Annotated in this window: 20 protein-coding genes; 11 read left to right on the top strand and 9 right to left on the bottom strand. The window is 68.3% G+C overall.

All coding sequences use genetic code 11. The features are described from left to right. Window positions 1–99 precede the first annotated feature (99 nt). From ACIA03_RS10020 to ACIA03_RS10010, 3 genes are all read right to left on the bottom strand, one after another. Window positions 100–798: a hypothetical protein gene (locus ACIA03_RS10020; protein ID WP_396981749.1), complete on the bottom strand. Its 699-nt coding sequence runs from the start codon at window positions 796–798 to the stop codon at window positions 100–102. Next, window positions 795–2,939: a Tox-REase-5 domain-containing protein gene (locus tag ACIA03_RS10015; RefSeq protein WP_396981747.1), complete on the bottom strand. Its 2,145-nt coding sequence runs from the start codon at window positions 2,937–2,939 to the stop codon at window positions 795–797. The genes ACIA03_RS10020 and ACIA03_RS10015 overlap by 4 nt, the downstream gene beginning before the upstream one ends. A gap of 134 nt (window positions 2,940–3,073) precedes the next feature. Beyond that, window positions 3,074–3,826, bottom strand: a complete 753-nt coding sequence (locus tag ACIA03_RS10010; protein WP_396981745.1) for a TetR/AcrR family transcriptional regulator — start codon at window positions 3,824–3,826, stop codon at window positions 3,074–3,076. 415 nt (window positions 3,827–4,241) lie between these two features. On the opposite strand from ACIA03_RS10010, the gene ACIA03_RS10005 reads away from it, so the two are divergent. The 3 genes from ACIA03_RS10005 (at window position 4,242) to ACIA03_RS09995 (ending at window position 6,959) form a co-directional block, all read left to right on the top strand. Continuing rightward, the gene (locus ACIA03_RS10005) at window positions 4,242–5,513 is read left to right on the top strand and encodes a hypothetical protein (RefSeq protein WP_396981744.1); all 1,272 of its coding nucleotides are present in this window, start codon (window positions 4,242–4,244) and stop codon (window positions 5,511–5,513) included. After that, window positions 5,510–6,073, top strand: coding sequence for a GNAT family N-acetyltransferase (locus tag ACIA03_RS10000; protein WP_396981742.1), 564 nt, complete (start codon window positions 5,510–5,512; stop codon window positions 6,071–6,073). The genes ACIA03_RS10005 and ACIA03_RS10000 overlap by 4 nt, the downstream gene beginning before the upstream one ends. A gap of 94 nt (window positions 6,074–6,167) precedes the next feature. Beyond that, entirely contained in the window at window positions 6,168–6,959 is a 792-nt protein-coding gene (locus tag ACIA03_RS09995; RefSeq protein ID WP_396981740.1) for an inositol monophosphatase family protein, read from the top strand. A 483-nt stretch (window positions 6,960–7,442) separates the two neighbouring features. Here the strand turns inward: ACIA03_RS09995 and ACIA03_RS09990 are convergent, their stop codons facing one another. Further along, window positions 7,443–7,883 carry a hypothetical protein gene (locus ACIA03_RS09990; RefSeq protein ID WP_396981738.1) on the bottom strand — a complete coding sequence of 147 codons (441 nt, stop codon included), beginning with the start codon at window positions 7,881–7,883 and terminating at the stop codon, window positions 7,443–7,445. Window positions 7,884–8,041: 158 nt separating this feature from the next. Between ACIA03_RS09990 and ACIA03_RS09985 the strand changes: the two genes are divergently transcribed. The 4 genes from ACIA03_RS09985 to ACIA03_RS09970 all read left to right on the top strand — a co-directional run bounded on the left by ACIA03_RS09985 (window position 8,042) and on the right by ACIA03_RS09970 (window position 11,719). Then, window positions 8,042–8,638, top strand: coding sequence for a hypothetical protein (locus tag ACIA03_RS09985; RefSeq protein WP_396981736.1), 597 nt, complete (start codon window positions 8,042–8,044; stop codon window positions 8,636–8,638). Next, entirely contained in the window at window positions 8,635–10,152 is a 1,518-nt protein-coding gene (locus ACIA03_RS09980) for an FAD-dependent monooxygenase (RefSeq protein WP_396981734.1), read from the top strand. The genes ACIA03_RS09985 and ACIA03_RS09980 overlap by 4 nt, the downstream gene beginning before the upstream one ends. 100 nt (window positions 10,153–10,252) lie before the next feature. Then, window positions 10,253–10,873 carry a hypothetical protein gene (locus tag ACIA03_RS09975; RefSeq protein WP_396981732.1) on the top strand — a complete coding sequence of 207 codons (621 nt, stop codon included), beginning with the start codon at window positions 10,253–10,255 and terminating at the stop codon, window positions 10,871–10,873. A gap of 3 nt (window positions 10,874–10,876) precedes the next feature. Then, the gene (locus tag ACIA03_RS09970; RefSeq protein WP_396981730.1) at window positions 10,877–11,719 is read left to right on the top strand and encodes a hypothetical protein; all 843 of its coding nucleotides are present in this window, start codon (window positions 10,877–10,879) and stop codon (window positions 11,717–11,719) included. 9 nt (window positions 11,720–11,728) lie between these two features. On the opposite strand, the gene ACIA03_RS09965 is transcribed toward ACIA03_RS09970, so the two are convergent. Next, window positions 11,729–12,058, bottom strand: coding sequence for a hypothetical protein (locus ACIA03_RS09965; RefSeq protein WP_396981728.1), 330 nt, complete (start codon window positions 12,056–12,058; stop codon window positions 11,729–11,731). Window positions 12,059–12,334: 276 nt separating this feature from the next. On the opposite strand from ACIA03_RS09965, the gene ACIA03_RS09960 reads away from it, so the two are divergent. After that, a complete protein-coding gene (locus tag ACIA03_RS09960; protein WP_396981726.1) occupies window positions 12,335–15,172 on the top strand; it encodes a metallophosphoesterase in 2,838 nt (945 codons plus the stop codon). 285 nt (window positions 15,173–15,457) lie between these two features. On the opposite strand, the gene ACIA03_RS09955 is transcribed toward ACIA03_RS09960, so the two are convergent. The 3 genes from ACIA03_RS09955 to ACIA03_RS09945 form a co-directional block, all read right to left on the bottom strand. After that, window positions 15,458–16,060 (bottom strand): antibiotic biosynthesis monooxygenase family protein, encoded by a 603-nt coding sequence (locus tag ACIA03_RS09955; protein WP_396981724.1) that lies wholly within the window; start codon window positions 16,058–16,060, stop codon window positions 15,458–15,460. Between the two features lie 181 nt (window positions 16,061–16,241). After that, window positions 16,242–17,147 carry a haloalkane dehalogenase gene (locus ACIA03_RS09950; RefSeq protein WP_396981722.1) on the bottom strand — a complete coding sequence of 302 codons (906 nt, stop codon included), beginning with the start codon at window positions 17,145–17,147 and terminating at the stop codon, window positions 16,242–16,244. 51 nt (window positions 17,148–17,198) lie between these two features. Next, window positions 17,199–18,209, bottom strand: coding sequence for an SDR family NAD(P)-dependent oxidoreductase (locus tag ACIA03_RS09945; protein WP_396981720.1), 1,011 nt, complete (start codon window positions 18,207–18,209; stop codon window positions 17,199–17,201). A 400-nt stretch (window positions 18,210–18,609) separates the two neighbouring features. Between ACIA03_RS09945 and ACIA03_RS09940 the strand changes: the two genes are divergently transcribed. Then, the gene (locus ACIA03_RS09940) at window positions 18,610–18,924 is read left to right on the top strand and encodes a hypothetical protein (RefSeq protein ID WP_396981718.1); all 315 of its coding nucleotides are present in this window, start codon (window positions 18,610–18,612) and stop codon (window positions 18,922–18,924) included. A 14-nt stretch (window positions 18,925–18,938) separates the two neighbouring features. Then, window positions 18,939–19,835 carry a hypothetical protein gene (locus tag ACIA03_RS09935; RefSeq protein ID WP_396981716.1) on the top strand — a complete coding sequence of 299 codons (897 nt, stop codon included), beginning with the start codon at window positions 18,939–18,941 and terminating at the stop codon, window positions 19,833–19,835. 40 nt (window positions 19,836–19,875) lie between these two features. On the opposite strand, the gene ACIA03_RS09930 is transcribed toward ACIA03_RS09935, so the two are convergent. Beyond that, entirely contained in the window at window positions 19,876–20,274 is a 399-nt protein-coding gene (locus ACIA03_RS09930; protein WP_396981714.1) for a nuclear transport factor 2 family protein, read from the bottom strand. Between the two features lie 35 nt (window positions 20,275–20,309). On the opposite strand from ACIA03_RS09930, the gene ACIA03_RS09925 reads away from it, so the two are divergent. Then, window positions 20,310–20,885, top strand: a complete 576-nt coding sequence (locus ACIA03_RS09925; RefSeq protein ID WP_396981712.1) for a TetR/AcrR family transcriptional regulator — start codon at window positions 20,310–20,312, stop codon at window positions 20,883–20,885. The last annotated feature ends 19 nt before the right edge of the window (window positions 20,886–20,904 follow it).

Below are 20,904 nucleotides of genomic sequence, written 5' to 3'. Positions count from 1 at the left end.
GACGGCGCGACGGCGGTTGGTGGTCGCCGACGAGCGTTGATGAGTCTCCCGCTGAACCGTCGTGGACGACTTGAACCAGATTCCGGGCGAGCGTCTCAGTCAGTGAGGGATCTTGTCGAGGCTGTTGCCTTGGAGGGTGGCGAGCATTGCCGAGGCTGCGTCGTCGGCGGTCCACGCGTCCGGGGCCGATAGGAAGGTCCCGTGCTCCAGACGGCGAGCGGTGATCTGTGTGGCGGTGCTGGTGACGTTGCCGACAGAGTCGGCTACCCATGTCCTATAGCCGACGGGGATCGACCAGCCGCCGCGTGCGGCGACGTCGATAAGGTCGTCGTTTCTGAATGCGACTGCGGTTGGTTGCCACGCGGTCACGACTGCTTCCGTGACTAAGTCTGCTACGCGGGTGCTGAAAGCCCCAGGGGTCAGTTCGTTGATCTCGATCGTGAGGCGGTTGTTCGGCGCTCGTCGTCCGGCGACTCGTGCACCTGCCATGACTCGGACTGTCAACCGCATCGTCGGGCTCGTGCCGATCAGTGTCATGGTGTAGCCGTATGCCGGGTCCGGGTCACCAAGATCGTCGACGACGGCGTGGGCTGCGACGAGCGCTGCGAGGTCGCCTTCCCATGGTGCTCCGTTGGAGGCGACCCATTCACCGGTGCCCAGCTCGCCCGAAACTTCAGACAAGAGCGCGTCGATGCGTTGCGCGATCGTCACGGTCGTCTCGTCGCGGGGCAGCCACTTGGCGATGAGAAACGCCCCGGACGTACCCCAGGGAGCAGCTGTGTCCATCGCTGAGCTCATGCCTTTGGAGTGTAGATCACGTGGATGTCTTCAAGATCGTTCTGTGCGAGGATGCGGCGGACCTTGTTGGCGACGTACGGATCGGCGAAGTGCCACTCCAACGCGGCCTCTTCGGGCAGGACGTCGAGTTGGCGGCCGGCTTCGTCGATCAGCTTGTCGAGCATGCTCTGTGACTTCGGCAGTTCGGGCTTGAAGACGATCAATCGGTAGCCGCGCTTGGCATCGAGGAAGACCTCGCGCTTGCCGCGCTCCACATGACCGTCGAACCGGACGGGTTTCCCCGTCTCGGAGTTGTAGACGTGGTACTCGGGTATGTGGCCGTCTGAGGTGCGCTGGACCCCGGTGACCTGCTCCTGATAACCCATCCATGGTTTCCAGGGGCCGCGGTTGATCGGGCTCCATCCTGGCTCGGTGTCGCCCTTCTTGTAGGTCGATGCTGGAAGGTATGCGGGGAAGGCGCCCGGTCGACGAGCATCCCCAGAGGCGTACGCCTCTCCCCGGTTTGGGTCGTAGGTGTCGGCGCTCGGCCGTCGATGGAGGGCAGCCGCCTCGCCGGGCGCCGATGTGTCCGACTCCTCGGCGCGTCGCGAAGCTGGGGAGAAGGCTCGTGTAGGTGATCCGGCAGGAGGCAGGGCCGGTCGTTCCTGGTGGACGGTTCCGGAGACGGTCTTGCTCGGGGGCGAGGGTGGCGATCCGGTGAGGGGCCGTTCGTCTACAGGCCGGGTGTAAGGGGTGATTGGTCGTCGCCATCCGGTGGCGAGTCCCCAGGTGGTGGCCACTGCGGTGCGGAGGTCGCCGATGCCGTAGGCGGCTGGTTTGACGGCCCAGGTTGCGGCGAGGGTGAGGGTGGTGATGATGGCGATCTGGAGGACGAACCAGACGGTCGGTTCGTTGAGGATCGCGGAGTAGATGCGGAGCAAGATCAGCGAGGTCAGGAACAAGACCGGTCCCATGACTAGGGGGCCGACGATGCGGTGGAGCCAGGAGACGGCGAGGTCCCGGGTGTGGTCGATCATGAACAGCGTCCCCGCTGCCGGCGCGAAGGGCACCAGCAGCCTGATCAGTACGAAGGAGAGCAGGATCGCCAGCCCGGCGGCGAGGAGGAACCCGCAGGTCGCGAAGACGACGATCAGGTTGATCAGGCTGGTGGTGACGCGTTGGTTCCAGTGCTCACCGGTGAGGTACTCATAGGCGCGCGGGTCCTCGTGCTCGACCTGCTCGGCGATCTTCTTGAACGCCTCTTGCTTGGCGTCGAGGATCTTCTTGCCTTCGCCTTGGGGATCGTCCCGGTAGGTGTCGTACTCGGTGAAGGAGAAGTGGGTGGCTCGGAACAGGTCCGGGCCGTAGGCCTTTGCGGTCTCTGACTCGGTGTCACCGAACGTGCCGCTGACCCATGACCTGTACTGCGTCGCGCGTACGACATCGTCCATCTGGCCTGCCACCGCCGCCACAGCGGGGTCGGTTCCCTCAGGGCCGGGGTGGTCGGCGAATCCGGTGGCGATCGTCGTGACCATGCCTCGGACACCGTCATCTACAAGGTCGACAGACTCGGCGGGATAGGTGATCAGCCAGGTCGTGATCAGCAGGACCAGTCCGGCCCAGGCGGCGGCGTGGAAGGACCGGGCGAGGTGACCATCGCGGGCACGGGTCAAGACGACGACGGCGACGATGAGCAGCGTGATCGACACCCACGGTTTCCATACCCCGTCGGTGACCGCTGCGGTGGCCTCGACGACGGGGTTCTCCAGTGCGCGCAGGGGTGATTCGGGAGAGACGGTGGTGGCGAGGAGGAGGTGGGACCAGTTGGGCAGCAGGCCCGAGATCTGCAACATGATGTTGCCTAGCGCCGTCCCGGCACCGGCCATGAACTGACCGGTGCATCCGTTGTCGTAGGTCACCCAGGCGGGTGTGGTGCCGTAGACGGACTCCAAGGTCACGGTCTCCGGGTTGTTGAACGGGTCCGCGTCCGTGGCAACGTTGTTGAGCTTGACACCCCAGGCGCCGTCACCGTAGGGCGAGGCCGGGATTGGTGCGCCGGTGTTGTTGCAGGGATCGAGATCCAGCGTCTGGGCCGAGGATGCCGTGAACGGGTGGAAGAGAAGGACAGCGGCAACGCTGCAGGTCAGGAGGACGACGCGCAAGCCTGCAGATGCGCGCGGTCGGCGTTGCGGCGCCCGATCGCCCACCTTCGCCTCCCCGGTTGTTGCGAAGCTGGACAAAGTCTTGCAGCCGCCGACCCACCACGTCGTGATGGGCCAGCGGCCGGTCGGTGGGATCAGGCCTCGAGAGTGCCGATCAGTTCGTTCGCCTGTGCGGCGGCAGCGTCGATGCAGGTTTGGTCGGCCAAGCAGATCCGCAGGCAGGACGCGGCGACGATGGCCTCGATGGTCTGGTTGATGCTGTGCCCGCGTGAGCGCATCCCGATGACGACCTCGACCAGATGGAGGAGCAACGTGCCCAAGAGGTCACCTCTGGGAACCTGCTCCGCGGCAACCCCACTGGCGGCTTGGACCCGGGCACCGATCCGTGCGTACGCGGCCTCGAGCTCGTCGCGGGCGACCCGGAACGGGTCGAAGGCTTCCCTGCGCTGCACCTCGGGTAGCCGGGTGAGGACGCCGGCGTTGCGTGGTGCTGCGGCGAGGGTGCGTATGTCGAGTACGGCCAGTAGGTACAACTGCACCTCGGGCCCGACACCAGTGTCGGCGGCGAGGGCTTCGATCTTCTTGATCTTGTCGAGGGTCGGTCTGATCGAACGTTGGAGCAGCTCGGCCAAGATCTCGTCCTTCCCGGAGGGGTAGTGGTAGTAGATCGACGACTGCCGAATGCCGACCGCTTCGGCGAGGTCCCTCGTCGAGGTCGCGGCGAAGCCTCGGTCGACGAACAAGCCTGCTGCGATGTCGAGGACCTCCTCGCGCGGCTCCATCCACGACCGTCGCCCGACCACCGGCTGGGGCAGCACGCGCGGTCGCCCGGCCCGTCGCGCGGTTGCCGTACGGCGCTCGGCGCTCAGGGTCCCAGGCCTGGTCATCGGGCGATCCCAGCATCGAAGTGACGGAGGCCGTCGAGAACCGCGATCAGCAGGTCGGTGTCGAGGACCGTGCGTACTGTGCGGCGGGGCGCCGGGCAGGAAGACCGAGCCACCCCACGCTGGGGGAGTGCCGTAGGCACATGTGACGCTTGCGCACCTGCCGTCGTGCATGCCTGTGGATGGTGAGCGTTGATGCGGCTGGCTCCGGTTCGTGGCGATTCGGGCCGCTTATGCTCGAGGTGTTTCCTCAGGTCGCTGGTGTTCGTCATAGGTCCCAGCGTTGAAAGATGCGACCGACAACGCGACGCACACCAGCGGACATCGACCGACATCGGCAGACAACTCCCGACATCGGACTTGATCGGCAGACGCCCGGTTGTCTGCTCGGGCAAGGTATGAACAGGAGGACGACCACATGACATCAGCTGCCCCGCGTACGACGCTCGAAGCGATCAAGATCGAGCGCGGTCTGACCTGGCGTGACGTCGCCCGTGCCGTGGAGCGTGCGGCCTCAGCAATTGATGGGCGGCGGTCGGTATCGCTCTCCGAGGACCACGCGCGACGCCTGGGCACCCGCGCCCTCGGCGAGGTTCGACCGACGGCGGCGATCGCGCGGGCGTTGGAAGGCGCCTTCGGTCATCCAGTCACGGTTCTTCTCGGGCCATACGATCCGGCCGCGAGTCCACCGGCCGGACGCCCCAGCTACCAGGAGGCTCTCACCATGGCTGCCGAGAAGGCCCGCCACCTCGCACTGAACATGCCCGGCATCGACGACTACTCCCTGCTCGAAGAAGAGCTGCGAGACCTTGCCCGCGCCTACCCGGTGCAGGCGCTCCCGGAGTTGATCAACCCGCTGGTGACGCTGCAGGACGCTGTTCATCAGGCGATCTTGAGCCCGCGTCGACCTGGGGATGCGACCCAGCTGTTCAGCATCGGCGCGATCACCGGCGGGATCCTCGCCAAGGCATCCCATGACCTCGGTGACCCGCGCGCCGCGGTTACTCAGGCGCGAACCGCATTGATCCTCGCCGAGCAGGCTGGGAACACCTCAGTCGCATCGTGGCTCAACGGATTGATGGCACTGATCGCCTACTGGGACGACCGGCCCCAAGAGTCGCTGCGCTACGTCGATCGCGGTTTGGCGTCCAACGCGACCAACAGCGCCACCTTGTGGCTTCAGTCTTCGGGGGCGCGCGCATGGGCGCGCCTCGGCAACCAGGAGCGGGCATCCGAGAGCATCAACCGCGCCAACGATATCGCTGAGGATATGGAGCCCACCGACCTCGACGGGCTCGGTGGCATCCTCACCTTCACCGGCGCACGCGCGGCGTATTACGTCGCTGACGCCTGGAGCTGGCTGCCCAACCATCCGGACGGGGTTGCCGCGGCACAGCTGGCAGTCGACGCCTACGCCGACGACACCCACACTGACTGGGCGTTCGGCGACGCCGCTGGCGCATGGTGCGACCAGGCGATCGTCCGGATTGCCGCAGGTGAGATCGACGGTGCAGCCGAATCCATCGCGCCCGTTTTCGACCTTCCGCGGGACCGCCGGATCGGTGGAGTCGTCAAGAGTGTTCAACGTGTCGGTGCAGCGGCGGCCACGGCCCCCGACAGCCCAACCACTGAAGAACTGCGGGCTCAGATCGAGGCATTCGTCGCCCGACCGCTGACGATGAACCCATGACCGAGCTCGCGTCGCGACCCTTCAAGCTGGACGCTGGCGCGCTGGTGCTGCGGGACTTCGAGGAGGGCGACACTGACGGCGTACACGCGATCGTCGGCGATGAGAGGGTCACCCATTGGCTCAGCTTCGACTCTCGCAGCCGCGAGGAAGCGCAGGCGATGCTGGACGGGATCTTGGATCGTCAGAACTGCTCGCCGCGACCCGAGTACTACCTGGCCATCACCGAATCAGCCTCGCCCGAGGTGATCATCGGATTCGCCCGCCTCGGCCTTGGCGGGGTCAAGGCCGCTGACTTGGGCTACGCGTTGAGACCGGAGTGGCAGCACCGCGGCCATGCTCGCACTGCTGTGTCGAGGATGATCGAGTTCGCATTCAATGATCTTCGGCTCCACCGTCTTACCGCGAACATTGGCCCGGCGAACACTGCGAGCATGCGGTTGGTGGAGTCGTTGGGGTTTCAGCGCGAGGGCACGATCCGCGACCACGTGCACACCAACGGTGCCTGGCGCGACAGCGTCTCCTTCTCGCTGCTCGAAGGCGAGTGGCCCGTTAGCCGATGATGCGCGCCAGCTCTGTGGTTGCAGGTGCCGCACACGACCGCGGGTCTTGTTCGTTTCGGTCTGCAGCGGCGCCCGAGGAAGCGACGTCCCCGTGATGCCAGACCTGGACAAGTACGTCGCCGCCGCCCACGAGGCCGTCGACGTAGCCGACGCGATCCTGCGGGCGAGCAGGGACCACTCCGTCGCCTTCAAGGGCGACCGGGACCCGGTCACCGAGACCGACCTGGCCATCGAACGGGCCATGCGCAACAGCCTCCACCGAACTACGCCCGAGGCGGGGTTCCTAGGCGAGGAGACCGGTGGCAGCACCGACGGGCTCGCCTGGGTCCTCGACCCGATCGACGGCACCGCCAACTTCACCCACGGCGTCCCGATGACCGCGGTCAGCCTCGCCCTCCTCGACCACGGCGAGCCGATCATCGGCCTGATCGCAGTCCAGGCCGAAGGTGTCCGGTACGCCGCGATGCGCGGACAAGGCGCGACCCGAGACGGAGACCCGATCAGCGCGAGCGCCTGCACCCAGCTTCGATCGGCGATGATCGCGCTCGGCGACTACGCCACCGGTCCCGACGCCGCCGAGCGCAACCAGACCCGCCTTCGCATCACCGCCGTCCTCGCGGCGCGCGCTCAACGCGTACGCATGCTCGGCAGCGCCGCCATCGACCTCGCCTGGGTCGCGGCTGGCAAGCTCGACGCCTCGGTGATGCTCTCGAACAAACCCTGGGACACCGCCGCCGGCGTACTCCTCGCTCGCGAGGCCGGAGCGCGAGTCACCGACCTCGAGGGCCGCACCCACGATCTGGCCTCGACCGCCACGATCGCGGCCGCGCCAGGAGTCGGCGGCACACTTCTTGATGCGCTGGCGAGTTCGTCGGTGGACCGTTGAGGATGGACCGGCTCTCCCACTGGAACAGCACGTGTCCGGGCGCGCATGGCCACCTGGGGGTCACGACGTGCCATTGACGCGGCCACAGCGGGGGAGTAGCAAGTAAGCATCGAGCACGGCTCGGGGGTGCCGTGGGGGGAGGTGATCTCGAATGCGTCATCACATTCGGAGTTTGGTCGTGGTGTCCGCCACGCTCGGCGTGCTCGCGGTCGCTGCACCAGCGACCGCGAACCCCGCACCGCCGACCAACGGCGGCAACGGAGCCGGACAGAGTGGTCAATGCACAGGCCCGGCCGACGATCGGCCGACGTCCTGCAAGAGCCCCTGATCGGCGGCGACGACTTGCAAAGGACCCTGATCCGCCAGCGCGGGTCGGGGTTCTGCTGCTCGAGCGGACCAGCGGCTGCCCGTTGACGGGGTACGGCTTGCGCGGCCAGCTGCGAAGGTATTGCCAACGTTCTGGGTGTCGGCTCCGGGTGGAGCTCAGTGCTGCTGCCGCAAGGCGATGCGGACCAGGGTGACGAGCTGGACGATCGCACCGATCGCGGTGCCGAACGCGCCGACGATCAAGGCGGCGTAGACCAGCCACTCCCAGCCGACCCATTGCCCGTCCAGGTCGAACGGAAAGACCTGCCAGATCCGCATCACGGTCACGAACCCCACCAACGCGTTGACCAGCTCGCCGGTTGCCTTCACCGCCGGCCGGTCGTCGGCGACGTACACGAGGTTGACCAGGATGCTGGTCGCGATCGAGGCGTAGACGAACGGCAGCACCTCGGTGGTGTCCGGCGTGAGGAACGGTACGACGTCCCATCCGGGCCATACGGCGATGAGCCAGGCCAGGATCAGGTTGACCAGGACGGCGACGACGTATCCGAAGCGGCGCACCCCGGTTCGTGGCCTGCGGGTTGTGGTCATCGTCATGGCGGACTCCCTCCTCACTCATCGTCGCGCAACACCCGGCTGCGACGCGAGGGACCTTCGATCATGCCGGGCAGGACCTTGGCGCCTGTTCGGCCACGACGACGTGGGGTTGCCTGGGGAGCAGTACGGCGTCACCCGTCGGACGAGAGGATCCGCCGATGAGCACGGACGAGCCGAAGTCGACCCTCGAGGGCTCTCAAGCGGGACCGCTGCCGGCCGCGACCGCGTGGCGTGCGGTGGCTCGCTGTGTCATCGAGTCGGCGCGGATGCTGGCCACCGGGGTCGTGCACTGGCCACGCGTCAACGTGGGTCGCCGACTGCGGTTCGCCGACGGGACCACCGGTGAGGTGTATCGAGAGACATCGGTCGCGGTGCCGGCCGCCGAGCCGTGCCTGCTGGTCGTGGGCTTCCGGCTCCGGCTGGTCCGCGGCCGCGGGCACGTCCTGTTCCGCTGGGAGAGCTGGCTGAACACCCCGCTGTTCGTGGGGTTCCCGGGATTCGTCTCCAAGCTCTGGCTCGCCGCCGACGAGCACGGTCGCTACCGCGGTTTCTACGAGTGGGACGAAGCAGACCTTGCCGAGCACTACGCCCGGTCTCTCTGGCGGGTGCTCGCGCTGGTGAGCGAGCCGGGATCGATCGACTTCCGGGTCGTGCCCGGGATGCATCGCGACGAGGTGCTCGCCGATCCGGGCCTGCTCGACGGCCACGCCGACCCCTCGGTCCCCGACTGGTGGTGTCTGGCCGGCACGTCATGAGCGATGTGCTCGTCGTCGGGGCAGGGCCCACCGGTCTCACGCTGGCACTCCAGGCCCACGAGCACGGCGCCACCGTACGCGTGGTCGATCGCCGGAGCGAGGCGTTCCGGCGCTCGCGAGCGATGATCGTGCACTCCCGCACCCTCGAGTGCCTGCGCCCGCTCGGGGTGACGGCAGCCCTGCTCGACCGTGCCGACCGGAGCCCGCGGGCGCAGCTCCACCTCGGCAGCCGGGTCGTGGACGTCGGGCTGGGGGAGGCGGCCATGCGGGGCACCCCGTACCCGCACCTGACGATGGTGCGGCAGGCGGACGTGGAGGAGGTGCTGACCGAAGCCCTGAGCCGGCGAGGCGTCGAGGTGGAGAGGGGCGTGGAGCTCGACGCGGTCGACATGACCGGCGAGCAGCCGCGTGCGACTCTCACCTCGGCGGGTGGTCAGGAGCTGGCCACGCCCCGGTACGTCGTCGGCTGCGACGGCCCCGCCAGCCGGGTGCGGAACGCCGCCGGGATCGCCTGGGACGGCGGCCCCTACCGTCAGGAGATCGTGCTCGCCGACATCGAGCTCGAGGGCGGTCTCACGCCGGACGTACTCCATGTGGTCGCCGGTCGTGCGGGCCTGCTGTTCCTGTTCGCGCTCGGCGAGGGAGCGACGTGGCGGCTGCTCGGCACGCGCCCGGCCCGCGACGGGGACCAGCCGTTCGGCCAGCCCGGCGAGGCGGTGCCCGTGGCCGAGGTGCAGGCCCTCATCGACGACGCCGGGTTGGAGGCGCAGGTCCGGGAGATGCCGTGGTCGGCGAAGGTTCGACTCCAGCACCGCGTCGCCCGACGGTTCCGGCACGGGCCGCTCTTCCTCGCCGGGGACGCCGCGCACACGCATTCACCTGCCGCCGCCCAGGGCATGAACACCGGCATCATCGACGCCGTCAACCTCGGCTGGAAGCTTGCGTACGCCGACCACTCACGCGCCGCGCTGCTCGACTCCTACGACCACGAACGCCGGCCCGCGGCGCGGCAGGCGCTCGCCCTCACCCACACGGTCTTCTTCGCCGAGGCATCCACCCACCCGTTACCGCAGCTCGTACGCGGCAGGGTGCTGCCCCTGCTGGCACCCCTGATCCCCGTGATGCTGCGACAGCCCCGGGCCATGGCTGCCGTCATCACCCTCCTCTCCCAGCCGTGGGTGCGCTACCCGGGCAGCACACTGTCGGTGACCGACGGTCTCCTGACCCGAGGGCCGCGCCCCGGCGACCGGCTGCCGGACCGTGTCGTCACGTGTGCTGGTCGACAGGCGCGCCTGCACGACCTCACGGCCTCGCCAGGCGTACATCTGTTGCTGGCCCGCGAAGCCGAGTGCGCCGAGCTCGGCCTTCTTGGTCCACGCGTGACCGTCCATCGCATCGACAGCTGGCCCGGCACGGGCATCACCGCAGTACGTCCGGACGGTCACGTCGGCTACCGGTCTGCGCGTGGCGCGCACGCTCTCACCGACTGGCTGGAGATCGTGGGAGCGACATGATCGCCGTTCCGTCTCGATCATGTCGGCCTCGTGCCACCGCACGCGGTATCAGTGGTCTGCGGCCGTACCTCCTTGTTCTCAGGAGGTGTTGATCATGTGGATGAGTCGTTCACTCCTCGCTGTGATCGCCAGCGCACTGCTGCTCCTTGCCGCCTGCGGTTCGACCGACGAAGGGTCGGAGGTCGACGTCACGGATGCGAGCTCCCTGACGACCGGGAACGGCGATCCCGACCCCGACGATCCGACCGATCCCGACGAGCCGGTGGTGGCCGTGCCGACGCTCCCGATCGGTGGTGGGTCGTTCCCGCTCGACGGCACGCCCGGCGTGGTCTGCGCCGACGTCAGCTGGCTCTGGCCCGACGGCAACAACCCGTCGGTCCCCGAGGGCGTCTCGGTCCGGGTCACCGACTACGTCGTCGAGCCGGAGGTCTTCGAGCCGGCGGACGCGACCTGCGACGGTGCGTCCTGCCTGGACGGGTTCGTCTTCACCGCCGACTCGACCAGCTGCCAGGTCGCGATGCTCTCCCTGGTGCCCTGGACCGATGAGCAGGAGGGTCAGAACGCGGTGCTCCGGCTCGGTGGCGAGATGACCTGCCCGGCCGACCCCTGCGAGCTCGAGAACGTCGAGGGTGGCGACACCGAGGTGACCCTGGACGCGCCGGAGGTCGACACGGAGCCCACCGAGCCCACCGAGCCCACCGACTCGACCGAATCAGGCTGAGTCATGTCCGAGACGCCGCCGACGGGGATCGAACGCTGGGTGAGCCTGGCGACGAGCTTCGTCGCGCCGGTGACGGTGATCAGCGGCGTCCTCTTCTACTTCGGGTACGTCGCCGCCCGCGCCCAGTACGACTACTTCGGCCTCGACGTCGACGTCATCGGCCTCAGCACGCGCGCCTACGTCATGCGCAGCCCGCAGCCGCTGCTGACCCCGATGCTGGTCCTGGTGCTGGGCGGCGTCGCGGTGCTGGCCTTCGACCGCTGGGTCCGCGGACATGCCACGGCGGAGTGGTTCCGCCGGCTGGTCACCACGGTGTTCGGCACCGGGCTGGTCCTGCTGGCGGCCGGAACGGTGCTGCTGGCGGCGTTCTCCGTCGCCGGTGGCTGGGCCTACTACGCCCTGGTGACGCCGGTCCTGCTCGGCGGTGGCGCGGCCCTCGTGGCGTACGCCCTGCGCTTGCGCGGCCACCTCGAACCGCGCATCGTGCTGCTCTGGGTGGGCGTGGCCGCCTGTGTGGTCTGGGCGACGGCCACGACCGCACAGTGGACCGGCCGCGGCTTGGCGATGGAGCAGGCCCGCAACCTGCGCAGCCTGCCCAGCGTCGTCCTCGACACCCGGGAGCGGATGTACGTCCCGGCCACCGCGGGAGTCGAGGAGGTCGTACGTCCCGACGCCGGTGAGGACGACTACCGCTTCCGCTACTGGCGACTGCGGCTGCTGATCCAGGGCGACGACCGGATGTTCCTGGTGCCCGACACCTGGAGCCCGGGTGGGACGACCATCCTGGTCCGGCTGGACGACGACGTACGGGTCCAGTTCCAGTTCCGGAACGCCCCACCCGACTGATCTGAGATGTCAGTTGCCCCTGCATGCCTCGCCGGGCGACGGCACGAACTCCTTGAGTCCGGCGCGCACGAAGATGCCGTAGCTCTGCACCCCGTTGTAGCGGTCGACGCCGGCCGGGCTCTGGTTGCCGCGTACGGCCAGCGCGTCGTCGTTGAACTGTGGCGGGTTGCCCTCGATGGCGTCCGCGGTGTCCTGACCTGAGAACACGCACTCCGACGCGGCGTGCTCCGGCGCGGGGATGTCGCTGCCGGTGCCGTTCACCTCGCCGGCGCTCGCGGCACCGGCTCCCGCCAGCACCAGCCCCGCCGCGATGGCACAGCTTCCGATCCAAAGCTTCATGACCTCTGTTCCTTCCGTCTTCGATGCCCCTGACCTGACCTGCCGTGGCACCGAACTGGGGTTGGCGTTCCGCTCAACCAGACGTTTGGCCAGGAAGGCCGAGATGTCGCTTGGGCTTGCAAGTTTCATCATCAGTCGGCGCCGACGTGTTGTCATACGCCAATCTGGGGGAGTCCCACGCGCTACCGACGTGCCGCGTGGCGATCTGTCTAGACCTGTTGCATGCGGTTGCGCGGGTCCCATCCGACCATTTCCGGTCCTGCAGAAGGGATGTCCATGGCTCAAGGGGATGACTCCGAGCCCGGGAGCATGGACTGGGGTCGTACGAGGGACTATTTGCACAGCGACCCGACGAAGTGGAACAGCCTCTCCTGGATCGCCGCGCGCACCCTCATCGACTCGGTCAACGACATCTTGGGCAAGGGCACGCAGGGGCTCGTCGAGAACCTGCGTGCGCACTGGACGAAGAAGGACCAGCCGCTGACGATCATCCCCGCCTCTGGGGCCTCGAGGTTCCTGGTCATCGGCGACACCGGCGAGCAGGACCCGTCCCAGTACGTGGTCGCGCCGGCCCTGGCGCGAGCCGCGCGTGAGCGCCCGGACCGGGAACAAGCGGGTTTCGTGCTCGTCCTGAGCGATGTGATCTACCCGTCCGGCAACGTCAACGACTACGTGGACGGTTTCTACAAGCCGTACCGGTCGAACCGGGTGCAGGGCCTCAAAGCACCCGTCGACGTCCGGGACGAGTTCGCGCTTCCTGAGGATGTCCCGATCTACGCGATGCCGGGCAATCACGACTGGTACGACGGCCTCTACGGCTTCGCCCACCAGTTCCTGTACGCGGCGGACGAACCCCCGACCTGGCCCAGCGACCTCCTGGCGCCGTCGTTCGCCGACGTGCTGGGGCGACGGCAGCTGATCCGGGACCGCTTCGGCCGCGCCATGTGGCGCACGCCCAGCGAACCGGCCGGCAATGCCGCGCCGGCGCGGTGGGGGGAACCAGACCCAGGTGGTGGGCCGGCCCCGGAAGCCCAGCTGCAGCCGGCGCCGTACTTCGTCATCAAGACCGAGCACGTGGACCTGGTGTGCATCGACACCGGCATCGACGGGACGATCGACGGCACGCAGTTCGACTGGCTGACGTCGCTCGGTGACGAGAGGCCGAAGATCCTGATGACCGGCAAGCCGCTGCTGGTCAACGGTGAGCTCCACAAGTGTCAGGTGTCGGGGCGACCGGGCACGACCGTCCACGACGTCGTGGCGGACCCGAAGCACCGCTACGTCGCGACGGTGGGAGGTGACACGCACAACTTCCAGCTGTACGACCCGCGGAGGTCGGACAGCTCGCGCGACGGCCTGTGGCACATCGTCAGTGGTGGTGGCGGTGCGTACACCCACGCCACGCATCCCATCCGGACGGCCACCTCGGACGCGCGAACCGACCTGCGTTTCTGTCCGACCAAGCTCTTCCCGCGGTCGGCCGAGTCCCTGGCGTACTTCGCCCAGCAGCTGGTACCCAGCATCTGGCGGCTGCTGCTGACCGTCGTGATGTTCGGAGGGGGCGTGGCCCTGGGCCGGTGGCTCGCCGGCGCCGGCGGTGCGGCCATCGCCGCGATGATGGTGCTGGTGCTGCTGCACCAGACGCCGCAGCGTCCCGGACACAGCCTCTTCGGACGCCGCCTGCTGCTGCGTCTCGAGGCGCTGGTCGCGGGGGTGCTGGCCTCGCTGTTCCTTCATCAGTATCTGCCTGATGCGGCCGGATCGCTGCTGGTGCTGTACGGGTCGAGCACCCTGTGGATCTGCCTCAACGCCTGGTGCATCCGCTGGTCGAGATGGTGGAGCCCCGTCGAGCGGGTCCCTTGGTGGCATCACGTCGCGTTCGCGGGCGTGCTGGCGGCTCTCGCGGGCCTGGCACTGGTGCCCTGGGCCGTGGACGAGGGAGGCTCGGGCGAGGGACGTACGGTGTCCTGGTTGCTCTTCGTCGCGGTCGGCAGCTACGTCGTCGTGGGAATCGTCGGGTGGCGGAAACGGATCGTCGCCGACGTGAGCGGCGACGCCGCTGCGCGCTGGCTCAAGCGCTCTGTCGTGTGGGCCGTGCTCGCGCAGGCGGCCGTCGTGTCGGGCGAGATGTTGCGGGTGATGAGCGGCGAGGGCCTGACCCTGCTGTTCTTCAGCGGCCTGCTCGGGCTCGTGCCGTTGGCGGCGATCGCGGTGCTGCTGCTCGCGGCACCTCTGGCCCCGGACCTTCTCACCCGCCACCTGAGCGATGAGCCCGTACGCCGCGCGCGGGCGTGGATGAGCTGGCGGCGTCGGATGGTTCAGCCCTTCGTGTTCCTCGCGGCGCCCGTGATGCTGGCGCTCTGGGCGTGGGCCGCCGACGCCGTCGACTCGGGGTGGATGCGGGCCGCCTTCGCCCTGCCGGCACTCATCACGGTGACCGCGATCGGCATGCTGGTCGTCGACTGGATGCGACGGGAGCACGAGCGCCTGTACACGCCGCTGGTGGTCGTCGCCGTCCTGGCCTTCGGGGGACTCCTGCTGGGGGCGGCGGTGCCGGGCCTGCTCGACGTGCCGGGCTTCGAGGCACCCGGCCGGCTCGCGAACGAGCTCAGGACGTGGTGGCCTGCCGTCGCGGTCGGCGCGGCCCTCTTCACCGCCGTCGCGGTCGGCGCCGCGGTCCTCCTCGCCCACCTGGTGTTCCTGGGCGCCTACTCGCTGATCGCCGACCCCAAGGCGTGGCTGAGTCCCCGCTACCGCCCGGGCGTCCCGGCGCACTACGACTTCATCAGCGAGGCGGATGCGACCGCCATCATCGAGGCCGAGCAGGAGGAGACGGGTGGCCTATCAGCAGTGATCGAGGGCGTCGACTGGCGGACCAGACGTCGGGCGCAGATCGCCTTCCCCGGCCTTAACCCGCCCTTCGGGCCGATCCAGCGGTTCGTCTCCGAGATCTACTCCCTGGACGAGCCGCCGTTCTTCAAGCACTTCCTCGAGTTCGAGACCTCAGCCACCGAGGTCGTGGTGAAGATCCACCGGGTCCGAGGCGACCAGCCGGTCGAGATCGAAGAGGTGGCGAGGATCGGTCTTCCGGGCGTGGCCGCCGCACGCGACTGATCGCATCGGTCAGTCAGGAAGCCGCTTCCACGTTCCTTCCGACACTACGTCGACAGATCCGTCCACGACCGCGATCGCGGTCTCGTCGTCGATCACGTACTTCGTGGCTGCCACACTAGCCAGAATCGCCGCCACGATGAGGCCTCGAGCGTGATGACGATGAGGTAGACCGACGTTGTCAGGGCGCCGGCGATGGCGCTGGCAAGACTCCAGGCGCGCGGTCCCTTCATTCCGCAACGGTACGCCGAGCCCGCCCGTGGACGGGCTCGGTCGGTGTCGTCGTCCTCAAGCCATCTCGGGGACGTGCAGGTGTGCGTACGCGAGGTCGAACTCGTGCACGTCGACGATCTCGCCGCCGGCGTCGCTGGCGGTCCGGCTGCGCATCTCGTCAGCCGCCGCGCGGCTGGCCTCCATCGCCTCGCGGGTCTCCCAGGTCGTGGTCGCGCAGCCGAGGCCGGTCGACCGGTTCACGAGCAGGCTGGCGCTGCAGAATCCGGGAGTCTGCTCGAGCTGGGGGAGGATCGCGACGCGGAAGGTCTCGGTCATGGTGTCGAGGTCACCCTGCAGCCAGCTGGCTCGGCAGCACTCGCCGTGGTGGGTGCGGTGCATGACCTCGATCTCCCACTCGTCGACCTGCATGGAGCCGCCCAGGATGTCGCGCCCGCGGTCGCGGATCGGGCGAAGCTGGTCATCGCTGGCGCGCATGGCCTCCTCGTTCTCCCAAGAAGTCGTTGCGATGCACTGCCCGGTCTCGCGGTCGACCAGCATCGAGAGACCGCGACAGCCCTCGATCTGGTCGAGCATGGGCCCGACCTCGGTGTTGACGAATGCGATGCCCGCGTCGACGTTGGCGGGCCTGCCTTGGAATGTGGTGGAGCGTGCGTACACGGCCCACTCCTCTCGGGACGGGGCAGTGCCCGGTCCGGCACCGCCGGTTGATTCCCTGCCTACGCCTTTCGGCGCGAGGATGCAATAGCCCGCTCGTCGGTCCCCGGCCCCACTTCGGGCCAGCGCGCACCGGCCCATCTCGGTAGACGTCGCTCGGCACGTACCTATGGGGAAGAAGGGGTCACGCTCGGATGAAGTCTGCGATGACCCGGCCCAACTCTTCTCCAGCGTCCTCCTGCAGGAAGTGGCCGGCATTCTGGATGGTCGGGTGGCTGAGGCCTCGGGTGCCGGGGATGAGCTTTCGCAGAACCGGTGCCATCGCGCCGGTGATCGGGTCGCTGTCGCTGAACGCGACCAGGAACGGCAGCTCGCTGGCCGACAGGACTTCCCATGCGGCGCGGTTGGCCTCGCTGGCCGGATCGTCGGGTCGGGTCGGCACCAGGCCGGGCATGGCTCGGGCCCCGGCCTTGGCGCGCTCCTCGGGGAAGGGCGCGTCGTACGCGGCGCGGACCTCATCGGACATCGGGCGCGCGCAGCCGGAGGCGACCAGGCGGGCGACGTCGAGCACCTCGGCCTTCTCGACCGCGCGGCGGAACTGCCACCACACCTCGGGCATGTCGAAGTCGCCGGTCGGAAGCCCGGTGTTCGCCGCGACCACGCGAGCGAATCGGCCCGGGTGCTCGGCGACCAGGCGGAGCCCGATCAGGCCACCCCAGTCCTGGCCGACCAAGGTGACCTCGCGCAGGTCGAGGTGGTCGAAGACCAGCTCACGGGTCCACTCGACCAGCCGGGCGTAGGAGTAGTCGGCCTGGTGCACCGGCTTGTCGGAGCGCCCGAAGCCGACCAGGTCCGGCAGCACGCACCGAATGCCGTCCTCGGCGAGCACCCTGGCCACGTGTCGATACAGGAACGACCAGGAGGGCTCACCGTGCAGCAGCAGCGCGACCGGTCCGTCGGCCGGTCCCACCTCGACATAGGCCATGCGCAGGGTGCCGCCGTCGGGGTCAGCGACCTCGGCATACGCCGGCTCCCACGGGAAGTCGGGCAGGTTCTCGAAGGCGGCATCCGGGGTGCGGTAGACCTCCATGCCGGCCAGTCTGGCACAGGCTCTTTGCGTGACGTCGCGAACAGCTGATGTCTATGCCTGGAGGGCGCGGCCGGCAGCACGGGGACTGATGTGGCCGGCCTCGACGAGCCAACGAACGGTGTCCCGCATGGATTCAGCCAGAGATCGTCCGCTGACCCCGAGTTCGTCGGACGTCGCCGAGTAGTCGACACGGGTGTGGAGCGCGATGAGCCGGGAACCCTCCAACGCGTGCGGGAGGAACGACCAGTCGGTGCTGTAGCCGAGCTGCAGCACCGGAACCGCGGCCCAGAGCGGCAGGCGTACGGCGGGGAGTCGGCGTCCCGTCACAGTGCGGAGTGTCTCGTGCGGGGTCGTGACGTTCTCACCGGGAACGAGGTAGCGCCGTCCGGGCCGGGTGAGTGCGGCGACCACCACCTCGGCGGTGTCTCGCACGTCGACCCACTGCATTTCGCCTCGCGGCCAGGTGGGAAGTCGGCCGCAGAGGATGTCACGGACGACCTGGTCGCTCTCGCCGAGGTAAGGGTCGTAGGGGCCCAGGATGCCGCCCGGGTAGACGATGGCGACGGGAGCGCCATCCTGCTGTCGCTCCCGGGCCGCTCGCTCGGACTCCACCTTGCTCTGGGTGTATGGGCCGAGGATGACACCCAAAGGGCTCTGCTGGTCCAGAGTCGCGCCGGGTCGCAGTAGCGCAGCGATCGAGGACACGTGGACGATGCTGCTGCAACCGGCGTCGATCGCCGCGTCCAGGACCGTGGTCGTGCCGAAGTGGTTCTCGCGGATCATCCGGTCGGCGTCTGCGCGCCGGTAGGAGAACGTGGCGGCTGCATGGATGGTGTGGTCGCAGCCGCTGACCGCTTCCTTCACGGCTCCGGCGTCGGTCATGTCTCCGTGGACCACCTGGATGCGGGGATCGTCCGGGTCCACGCCGAGCGGCGCAAGGTTCTGGCGCAGCTTCGAGGGGGTCCGTACGAATGCACGGACCTCTTGGCCCTGGTCGAGGAGGCGTTGGAGGATGTGGATACCGAGGAACCCTGATGCGCCGGTCAGCATGACAACGCTCATGAACCGCAGCCTAGGACCGTCCTGGCCGCGCCAGCATCGCTCATCCGGGGGATCAACAGAGTCGCACAAGACCTCGTCGAGCGTGCGCTTCAGCCGTCGAAGCCTTCGGCCAGATCGGCTGGGGCAGCGGCCAGCCAGGCGTCCACAGGTAGAGGCGAGCGGTCATGGTCGGCGGCGGGTGCGGCTGTCCAATCGCGTCGTTCAGTGCAGAAGTCGAGGGGCAGAGCGCTCGCTCCTCGGCTTCGGCGCGTGTCCATTGCCGTCCTCTTCTGCGCCGGCCGCGGAAGGCACCTGCAAATTCACCGCGGGAGGTATCACGCCCCGATTCGGCCGACTCATCTATCCAAAGGCTCTGTCTCGGTCGGGGTGGGGCGCATACGGAGCTGATCGGAGTGGAAACATGCCGCAGACCGTGCGGAAGTACTGGGGTCCTTTCCAAGGGCGGGTGACCCTGAATCTCAACTGGGACGCGATCAACCATGACTCCGTCGTGCTCGTCACGGCGTCGGAGTACCAGGTCACCACGCCGGTGACCTCCGAGCATCGCTTCATCGGTGCCGCGAACATCACCGTCGACAACATCGCGCCGCACGGACCGCCGTACGACAACAACCACGGCGTCACCTTCGTGGTCAACGTCAACTGGGGCAGCCCGTTGAACATCGTCACGGACATCACCGTCCTGGACGCTGCTCCCATCGAGGTCCAGGTCTAGGACGGGGCGCCCTGATGCAGACGATTCGGAAGGTCTGGGGTCCTTTCCAGGGCCGCGTGAGCCTCAACTTCAACTGGGACGCGATCGACCAGGACTCGGCCGTGATCGTCACGGTCTCCGAGTGCACCCCAGACGGTGTTCGCTTCATCGGCGCGGCGAACATCTCTGCAGACAACATCGCGCCGCACGGACCGCCGTACGACAACAACCACGGCGTCACCTTCGTGGTCAACGTCGACTGGCCCGAGCCGCTCCACTTCGCCACAGACATCACGGTCCTTGACGCAAAGCCGGTCGACGTCCAGTTCTACGAACCCGACGTCAGCCACAACCTGGGCATGCGCACCCAGTACCAACAGAGCGGACTGTGGTGCTGGATCGCGACCGCGGTCAGCGTCGACCGCTTCTACGACCCGGCGAGCACGTGGACACAGTGCCAGGTCATGACGCAGATCGGGCAGGAGATCAACGGGTACCCGACGGACACCAGCGCCTGTCCCACGGACGCAGCGCTGCGGGCCAACCCTGGCCTGGCGACACGGCTCGCCGATCCGTACGACATCGCCGCCCGGTACGTCATGGATGACCCCGCCCTCGGCGTCGACCGGCGCTACCTCAAGTCCGGCGGCGTCACCGACGCCCTGAAGAAGACCAACAACCTCGCCGGTTGGCGCGGCCCGGACGTGACCCTGGACCAGCTGGCCCAAGAGGTCAACGCCGGGCGGCCCGTCATCGCCGGGATCACCTGGAAGTCCGGCGGCAGCCACTACGTGACCATCGCCGGCGTCCAGGGTGAAGGCCTGCTCATCCTGGACCCGGTCAACGGCCAGTCGCTGACCGAGCTCGGGGAGTTCCCAGGCACCTATTTCGGCGGCGCGACCCTCGACGGATATGCCTTCACACGACCCTGAGAAGCCTTTCGGGCGGAGGGCCGCGGGATGAACCGACTGGTCAGGTCGATCGCGACGGCACAACCACGCGAGCGCTGATCCGCCACCCATCCGCCGTCCGCACGACGTTGTCCTCGTACACGACGGTTCCCGCTCGCCCGTCCGCCATGATGGAGAGTCCCTTCGAGCGCACCTGGGCGCGGTCGTCGAGATCGGGATCCGCGGTGACGATCACGTTCGTCACATGGTGTCCGATCGGTTGGTCACCGGGCGCGGAGGAGAACAGCTCGATCAGCGCCGGCAGCCCCTGGACGACCCCCAGTCCGTAGGCGGACACGTCATACGACGCGTCGGGCGTCAGCAGTAGGTCGAGGTCCTTGGACCGCCGGTCGTCGGCCAGGTGCCCGTGCAAAGAGACCAGCTCATGAATGGCCAGCCGGTCCGTGGTGGTGAGTGGCATCGGGGTTCCCTGCGATCGGTGGAATGATGCGGATGATGAGTGATCCTAAGCGGGGCGTGCGCCCCGTTTCAACCAGACCGCGACGGGCGGACGCTGTCGCCAACCGTGCCAAGGTCGTGGCCGCGGCCCGTGAAGCGTTCGCGACTGCTGGGCTCGAGGTGTCCCTCGACGAGATCGCCCGGCGCGCGGGTGTCGGCGCCGGCACCGTCCATCGGCACTTCGCGACGAAGGCTGAGCTGGTCGACACCGTGCTTGCCGCGGCAGTCGAGGATCTGGTGGTCACGGCGGAGTCGTACGCCGCGTCCGAGGACGCGGGTGGAGCCCTGCGGGCGTTTCTCCGGCATCTGGTTACCGAGGGAGCCGCGGCCCACGAGCTCGCCGCCCGGCTACACGCTGGCGCGGGCGATGTCGACGCCGCGGTGTCCAGGCCTGTGGCGGAGCTCAACCGCGCGTTGGGTGTCCTGCTGTCCCGCGCTCGCGACGCCGGCGCTGTCCGTGACGACGTCGATAGGCGCGACCTGGCTGCGATCGTGGCGGCTGCGCACGCGGCGTACGTCCATCCTGCCGGCGGCGACCGCGCGGTGGCGTTGGTCCTGCGAGCGCTCGACTGATGTGCAGGGGGCCTTGTCA

This window comes from Nocardioides sp. NPDC051685 (assembly GCF_044453405.1).
Taxonomy (GTDB): Bacteria; Actinomycetota; Actinomycetes; order Propionibacteriales; family Nocardioidaceae; genus Nocardioides.
The sequence above is the reverse complement of the archived record's forward strand: the minus strand, read 5'-3'. Positions and strand labels throughout refer to the sequence as shown.